The sequence below is a fragment of the candidate division KSB1 bacterium genome, assembly GCA_022562085.1.
In the GTDB taxonomy this organism is placed as follows: domain Bacteria; phylum Zhuqueibacterota; class Zhuqueibacteria; order Oceanimicrobiales; family Oceanimicrobiaceae; genus Oceanimicrobium.
The window spans coordinates 1-8,335 of the sequence record JADFPY010000195.1; the positions used below are offsets into that span (position 1 = coordinate 1).

At 43.1% G+C, this 8,335-nt stretch carries 6 protein-coding genes; 4 read left to right on the forward strand and 2 right to left on the reverse strand.

Features of this window, described 5'->3' with window-relative positions; genetic code table 11:
• Together IH879_14925 and IH879_14930 are read left to right on the forward strand one after the other, a co-directional pair.
• Window positions 1-606 (forward strand): sulfite exporter TauE/SafE family protein (locus IH879_14925; protein MCH7676226.1); only part of this gene is annotated, 606 nt, incomplete at its 5' end.
• Between the two features lie 368 nt (window positions 607-974).
• Window positions 975-3,668 carry a T9SS type A sorting domain-containing protein gene (locus IH879_14930; protein ID MCH7676227.1) on the forward strand — a complete coding sequence of 898 codons (2,694 nt, stop codon included), beginning with the start codon at window positions 975-977 and terminating at the stop codon, window positions 3,666-3,668.
• Between the two features lie 312 nt (window positions 3,669-3,980).
• On the opposite strand, the gene IH879_14935 is transcribed toward IH879_14930, so the two are convergent.
• Window positions 3,981-5,261: a hypothetical protein gene (locus IH879_14935; protein ID MCH7676228.1), complete on the reverse strand. Its 1,281-nt coding sequence runs from the start codon at window positions 5,259-5,261 to the stop codon at window positions 3,981-3,983.
• A 36-nt stretch (window positions 5,262-5,297) separates the two neighbouring features.
• Complete coding sequence (locus tag IH879_14940; GenBank protein ID MCH7676229.1) at window positions 5,298-6,170, reverse strand: outer membrane lipoprotein-sorting protein; 873 nt, start codon at window positions 6,168-6,170, stop codon at window positions 5,298-5,300.
• 275 nt (window positions 6,171-6,445) lie between these two features.
• Between IH879_14940 and IH879_14945 the strand changes: the two genes are divergently transcribed.
• Together IH879_14945 and IH879_14950 are read left to right on the forward strand one after the other, a co-directional pair.
• Window positions 6,446-6,685, forward strand: a complete 240-nt coding sequence (locus IH879_14945) for a hypothetical protein (GenBank protein ID MCH7676230.1) — start codon at window positions 6,446-6,448, stop codon at window positions 6,683-6,685.
• Window positions 6,682-8,335, forward strand: a 1,654-nt coding sequence (locus IH879_14950) for a peptidase (protein MCH7676231.1), incomplete at its 3' end; no start/stop codon positions are given. The genes IH879_14945 and IH879_14950, both read left to right, overlap by 4 nt.

Consider the following 8,335-nt stretch of genomic DNA (forward strand, 5'->3'; position numbering starts at 1 on the left):
GCAAGCAGCTTGAGTTTTTTGTTTCCAGGCATCGTTGGTACACTCACTTATGCCAATAAAAGATCGATTGTCTGGGAAAAAGTGTTGTGGTTAAGTGTTGGGATTATTCCGGCAGCGCTACTCGGGGCGCGTGTAAATACCCATCTCAATACGGACGTGCTGGTCTTGATCGTGGCTGGATTGATCGCTTTTTCCGGGATAAATGTGTTTATCAATCGTCAGAATGAATCCGGAGTCATACCCGATTTCAGAAAACCGTTGTTGATACTTATCGGTGCTTTGGTTGGCTTCGGTTCATCCTTAACCGGGACGGGAGGGCCGGTTCTTTTGGTGCCAATCCTGATAACTTTGCATTACCCGGCGTTAAAATCAATCGGCATCAGTCAGGCTATTCAACTGCCGATTGCCCTCTTTGCAGTGATTGGCTTTTGGCTCTATGGTCAGATCGATCTGGGATTGGGGTTGCACCTGGGAATCGCCCAGGCGGCCGGTGCATATATTGGCGCACAAATTGCGCATCGTTTGCCAATTGTTCAGCTGAGACGTTTGGTGGCCATAGCATTGATCGGAGTTGGCGCGATGATGATCTGGCAGATTGTTGTTTAGGATAAAGGACATAATTGCACACGAATTGCTAATCTTTTCCTTCACGTGATATTATTGACTTTTTGGCTTCGTATTCTTAATTTATGCAGTGTTTAGGCGAGAGGTATCCAGCATTTCCTATGGATGATAAAAAAGCTGCACTAGTCGGATATCATGACAAATGACTGCTTATGCGATTAGAAGACATAAATAAAAAGAGCAACTGATCGTCTATCATGACATCTAGCATGATAGACGAAAATCGGATACTTATATGTTAGGCTTTTTGGAACTTATGGAGTTGCAGGGGTGTTTTTTTATATTGATTTTAAAAAAATACAAACTATCTTTTTGCAAAGAATTATTATCTATATTTATGAGTTCACATCATGAATAGATCCATTCCTTTTTTATCAATACTCATTTTTTTAGCAATTCTAGCTAAAATTGGAAACACACAGGTTATTAACCAGAAGTATGTTAATAAGTTAAATGCATTTATACCTGATTTTCTAGTGAACGAAGACACTGGGCATGGTTCGCAAAACCATTCTTCGGTTGCGTTAGATGATTCTGGTAACTTTGTAATTGTTTGGGAAGAAAAACGCAATGGTGCAAACAATGATATGTATGCCCAACGATTTTTAAAAGATGGAACTCCCGTAGGTAGCGATTTTAAAGTTAATGATGGCGGGCTGGAAAGTGAACAAAATAATCCTGAAATTTCAATGGATGGAATTGGTAATTTTGTGATTGTCTGGCAAAGCGGAGGTAAAATTTTTATTCAGCGCTATTTATATGATGGCACAAAGGCTGGTAAAAATTTGATAGTAAATGAGTTTAGTGGTAATCATCCACAAGTGGCTGTTGACAGCTCAGGCGTTTTTATAGTTATTTGGCGTGATTATAGAAACAGTAACACTGAACCCGACATCTATGGCCAGGCATATTCAGAAGATGGAATTGCAATAAATAATAATTTTAAGATAAATGATGATGAAGGAATCGCCAATCCAGATCTTGCCGCCAATTCAAAAGGAGAATTTATTGCCGTTTGGCAATATTTGGGAGATGGAGGGCTTTACATACAAAAGTTATCAAGAGAAGGAAATTTAAATGGACCCAATATAAATATTAAAATAACCGGTGTCTTCAGATTTCCAAGAATAGCGATGGATAATAATGGTGATTTTATTGTTGCCTGGACTGATTCGTATGATCTTTACGCCCGGCGTTTTTTTAGAGACGGGTCTCCATTAAAAAGAGATTTTAAAGTTAACACACAAAAAAATTCATCTTTTTCTCCCCAATATGCAATATCAATTGACAATTATGGACGGTTCGTAATTGTATGGATGGTTAAAGCGAATATTTATGGACAGGCATATAATAAATATGGAGTCGGTATTCTAGGTAATTTCAAAATTAATCAAGATGAAGGTAATGCAACTCAGAGCCAACCGGCAATACCACAGAAGAACTTTGGTAGTTTTATCGTTTCATGGACCGATTATCGAAATATTCAAGATATTTATGTACAACAATTTTCTAATGACGTATTCGTACAGGCCCTGGGTGATAATTTTAATGTAAATAAAAATCAAGGGACACTTTCGCAAAATAAACCGGAAATCGCAGTGGACGGTAGTGGGAATTTTATTATAACATGGCTGGATTACCGCCTTGATAAAAATTTTGATATTTATTTGCAAAGATTTACAGAAACAGGATCACCATTAGACGGGGCTTTTCTGGTAACCGACAATTCAACTAATGTTATTAGTCCGCAAGGCCATGATGTTGCAATGGATAAAAAGGGAAATTTTGTTATAACCTGGCAACATGAAGAGGATGGAAGAAACGAAATTTATGCTCGCTTTTTTACATTTGATGGAGCACTAAACAAAACATATTTCAAAGTGAATGATGACATCGGTGATTATAATCATTGGCAATCCGTGGTTAATTTTTTTCCTGATGGAAGATTTGTAATTGTTTGGACAGATACACGAGAAGGACATCAAGAAATATACGGGCAAATTTATGATTCAAAAGCGTTACCTATAGGTGATAATTTTAAAATTAGTAATATTGATTCCACCAATCTCCTAAATCAAATATCAAGTCTACAGCTAAATAACTGCGGTAATATTAGTATTGTAGGTAGTGATCAACCGGCAATGGCTATTAATGAAGATGGAGATTTTGTAGTTGCCTGGAGAGATCATCGCCATGCATATTATGATTTTTGTACTTTGGTTAATATAGTTATATATGCACGAGTGTTCTCAAACGAGGCAGTTCCTTTAGGTAATGAAATCCAAATAACAAATGCGAGCAATGATAACCATCTCAATCCATCTGTGACATTTAAGGATAGTATTATTATTGTTAGTTGGTTTAACAAGTCAGGATGGGGCGTGGTATTACAAAGATTTAATAAAAAAGGAATCTCTTTAGAAAATAGCATACGTTTTATAGAAGAAAAACCAAATTTCGATTCTTATAGGTCCTTACCTCTTTCTACGAATGACGCCGGAGATTTTGTTATTGCGTGGGCGACAAGAAATAATGACGTTTACGCTCAACGGTTCTCATCCCAAGGCATCCTTATTGGGGGTAATTTTCGCATAACCAATACATCCACAGGTTATCAAGATTACCCAGATATTGTTCTTTTTAATAACAAAATATATAATACATGGATAGATAATAGGGCCGGTGAATCAGGTTTTGATATTTGGGCCAATATACTGGATTGGGACATCCCTGTTACCGTTAGAGATAAACATCTAAATCAAGCAGGATCTTATAGTTTAGATCAGAATTATCCCAACCCATTCAATCCAACGACAGTCATCAGCTACCTGCTTTCAACGGTCAGTGATGTCGAATTAAAGATTTACAACCAGTTGGGGCAGGAAGTCAGAACAATGGTTAATGAAAGAAAACCTGTTGGCGCTCATCAGATTGAGTGGGATGGTCGAGACCATGCGGGGAATCAGGTGGCGAGTGGAGTCTACCTGTATCGCTTAAAAGCAGGCTCATTTGTTCAAAGTCGCAAAATGGTGTTCTTGAGGTAGTTTGAAAAGCAGTTTTTCCATCTTTGGCCTAACTTTTGGCTTAACCCGACAAGCTTGCCTAGCCTGATTTGGGAGTTTTTGGTTTTCAAATGAGTTTTGGTGGTTTTTCAAAGTTTCGTGGTAATTCATCGCTTGCGGGTTAGCCAGGTTGTTATTGCACAGAATGAAAATGAGGTGGAGTGTTATAAGTAAGAATAGTTTGATTCAATGTTTACAACCTGCGTCACTACAAATACTAGTACCTTGCTGAACTGAGGGGTTAATTTATATCCAGATTGTTGTTTACTTTTCACTCATTCAATTGTTCCCCACTCAAAAATAGCGCGCCAACTCCAACTGGAAATAGTGATCTTTTCGCAGTCCGTAAAAGATATCCTTGGAGGAGGCATTTACAAAGCCGCGGAATTCCACTTCGAGTTTGTAGCGGTCGCCGAGGCGGCGGCTGGCTTCCAGATTTAAAAAGCTGCTGCGCCGGTCTCTATCGATAATTACGCCGGCTAAAATATCCGTACTTTGCACATCATTAAAAGCGAGGCGGGAACCGAAAAAAATGTCATCATCGAATGGGGCGAGGCCTTCTTTGCCGCGTTCGTCGTAGTGATATTCCATAATCAGGCCAACGTCGATTCCGGAGTTCCTGATGTTGGAGAAGGTATATTCAAAGCCCGCCGTGGTGGCAAAAAAGCGGTCGCCTTGTCCAAAGCGATTGATGGCTTCGAGTTTTAAAAGCCAGCCGCCCGTTGTGGCTTGCAGGTCGAGCCCGGTCTGATCAATGGTGTGATAAAAAGGCGCTCCGATTATATTGATCGTCGGGATGATGACCGGCTCTCTGCTTGTCCCTGAGAAATGCGACAGGCCAATATCAAAAATGCCGAGCGTATGAAACCAGCGCACCGCCCAGTCGAGGTGTTTTTCCTCGGCGTTAGATTCGTACCCGGTTAAGTCGGTGTCAATAGGTGCGGGAATTCGCAGGCGTGCCTCATTTGTAAGAAATGGCCGTTCCCGAAAGTAGGGCATTAGAAAGAAATCGAGAGCGCCCCAGTTTTGAATCAGAGTGAGATTAACCATGGGCTGGCCGAGTTTGTCTTCCGTATCGAGGTTTTCCACCAAATCGGATTGATTGATGATATCTACCAGATGTTGAGACTCGGTGACGCCCCAGAAAATTTTACGCAGGCCAATGCTCAGCTCGAAAGAATGCCAAACTCGCTGCCAGTAAAACTCGCGAATGTCAAAATGTGTGCGTTCGCCGTTGTGCTGGTCCAGACGTGCGAATGGCACAAACAAAATGCTTTGGTCCCCTCCTGACCATTCGTAGTAAAACTCGGGCTGCAATGAAAGCGAGAGATTTCCAACCTCGTATTGTTCACCTAGCAGAGGTGACTGCGGGAAGATGCGGCTCTCGGCAGCGAGGTAGCCGGAGAGTTCGAGGCTTTGGGCGTTTAGCTGGGGAGCCATTACGAGGAGCGAAATGGCGAAGAGCGAGAAGCGTAGAAACTCGAAGAGCGAATGAGAGAGAAGCGAGGAGCGATTTCGCAAATTTGTATCTTTTCGTTCTACGCTTATGCGTTCTTCGCTCTTCGGGTTTTTCATTTTTCGCTCTGCGCTTCTCGCTCTTCGTTTCTCTAACTACCTCGCCCGTTTCAAACTGTTTTTGTCAAAATCGCGTTTGGTGAAGCCGTTGCGGAATTTGTAGTTGTTCCAAATCAGGGTTGTGCTTTTGCCGGTTTGGTGATTGACCATGTGCATTTCATCCGGGCGCCAGTATTGGTTGAGGTATTGTTTATAATTTTTTGATGTCAGAGTTTTGAGCAAGTCATTTTTGCGGTCGTAATAGTCTACTTTTTGAACCCGGTATTCGGCTTTGTCAAGCCAGACGACCTGGCGGGTGTAGCCGGATTTTTTATCGACGGGGTAGCGCTCGATCACAAAACAGTCGAGTCCTTGGTATTCTTCATCGCGCAGATATTTGTAGGTGTACTTCTCGACTTCCTGGGAGGCGATGTCTTCGTAAGCAAACTCGCTGCCCATAAAAGGACCGGACTTATTATTGGAGGCGATGCGTTTTACCCGTTTGAGCGCTGGCAGATACAACCACTGGTCGTCGGGGCCGCTTTTGTGGGTGAAGGAGAGAAAAGCGGTCCCTTTGACATCTCGCGGTTTGTTGAAAATGATAATGGTTTTGTCGCCGTCGTTATCGACTTCGAGAGTTTTGTTGCGCATGTCACGGATGCTTTCCTGGCCATGGCGGTTGCGCAGAATCATAACCAACTCGGATGAGGAATCTTTAAACCCGGTGTCGCGTTTGTCCGCTTCGGTTGCGATGGCGAGGCCTTTTTCTTCCGGAGTGTCGGTTGCGGCGGTTAGGGGGAGTATGCTCGATAAAATGAGTAAAATTGCAAGTGCATTCCCAAGCAGGAGCTTGGGAATGAGTATTGTAAGGGTGCGTTTCCAAGCAGGCTTGGGAATGAGGTAAGTGTTGCTGGAAATTTGGGTTTTCATTTTCTATAACCTCCTTAGTTCATTTGTTTTGTCAATCTTGGTAGGGACGGTCGCGACCGTTCCCTACGTGTTTCGTGGGGAAGCAGAGCTTCCCGGTAAAGTGCGTTCCCAAGCTGGAGCTTGGGAACGAGTATTGTAAATCCCCCTGCCCCTTTTACAAAGGGGGAATTAAACTGCTTGCGGAGGGCGACCCCTTGCCGATTTTCCTTCATTAAAAATATAATAATGAAGTCGGGAAGGAGGCGCCTGAAGCCCGTGGAGGACCCCGCACCCCGTTGGATGGATTAGATCAAGCGGAGATTATAAACTATGGTTGCTTAAATCAACATTGGATGATTTTACTCGAAACGGGCGTTTATCCAACGGGGGGGGAGGCCGGAGCGGTCCCTACAGATAATAATGAAATGGAGCAGCAAGAAACAATTTGTCACCACCCGCGTATCTCTCTGCCAAATCTTCCCCAAAATATGTCATTAATTTTAAAAATAAATTTTAGCAAAAAGGTAGAACCATGAGATTTAGATTGTTTCTTGTCGCTGTTTTGTGCTTGTGCATTGTTAGTTGTTCAAACCCGCTGATAAAAAAAGATGGCGCGAACGGAGTCACACCGCTGATTTATGAAGTAGACCTGAATGACCGGTCAGACGACACCTTCAAAGTAAAATTATATGTCGATGATCTCACCGAAAAGAATGCGGTTTATCAATTCGCTTCGACGGCGCCTGGTACTTACATCACTATGGATATGGGACGTTTTGTCCGTGACTTTCAAGCTTTTGACAAAGCAGGTACCGTACTTAAAACTGAACAGGTTTCAACCAACCAATGGAGAATCCTTGAACCGGAAAAAACAAGTATCATTTCCTACTCCATCGCCGAGACCTGGGATACAGCCGTTGATTCAAACCGAATCTATGCGATGTGCGGATCTTCCATCGAAGATGATCACGTTCAGATCAATGGCCAATGTGTGTTTGGATACCCGACCGGCATGCAGGCCCGGCCGCTGAAGATTAAGCTCGATTATCCGGAAGAGTGGGAATTAGGCACCGCGCTTGACCGCGATCAATCCGGCTATTTTCGCGCCACAAATTATGACCACGTTGTGGATTCGCCATTCCTGCTTGGCGAACTCAGTATGTCCGAGTTAGAAATCGGTGATTCTAAAATAGAAATTTATACCTATTCTAAAACAGGCAAGGTCCAGTCCGAACAAATCATGGCAAGCGTTGACAAGATTCTTCATGCCGAAGCGGATTTCATGAATGGCCTGCCGGTCGACCGTTACACTTTTCTGTTTCATTTTGAAGATGTCACCCTGGGAGCCTGGGAACATTCTTACAGTTCGATCTATTCTTACAGCGAAGATGATTTTGAGAGACTCCTGAAAGGCACACTATCTGAACACATGGCCCACGAATTTTACCATATCGTCACGCCACTGAACATCCACAGTGAGATCATCGAGCAGTTCAATTTCGTCACACCGGAGCCTTCGCAGCACCTCTGGCTGTATGAGGGAACCACCGAATGGGCTGCACAGATCCTGCAGCTACGGGCAAATCTGATGGACCTCGACGCTTATCTAAAAATGCTGGGACAAAAGCTAAATCATAGCGACCATTTCCCGCAGGATCTGAGTCTCACCCAGCTCGCAGGTAAAGCTTTTTCCAAAGGATATGTTAGACTCCATCCGAATATTTATATGAAAGGGGCGATTGTGACTGGATTGCTGGATATCAGATTGTTGGAGCTATCCAAAGGACAGCGCGGATTTCGAGAGGTGATCAATGAGTTGGCTCAGGAATATGGTCCTGACAACTCTTTTTCAGAGGAAAACTTCTTTAATGATCTTGCTGAAATGACCCATCCGGAAATCGCTGATTTCTTTGATAAGTATGTTATTGGCGTTGAGTCTCTTCCCCTTGAGGAATATTATGGCAAACTGGGAATCAAGTATTCGCCCGAGGTTCAGGATAATGAAAAAGCACCGGCTCTTGGCTATGTAGTCACGGTAATGGAGGGCAAACTCGTCGTTGCCTCGGTTACTGAGGAAATGGAACCGTTTGGACTGAAACAAGGAGATGTCGTCATCGGGATGAATGGCGAAGAGGTAAATCTCCGGAACGCTCGCAATGCCCGCAGCAAAGTGAGGCAGCTCGAAG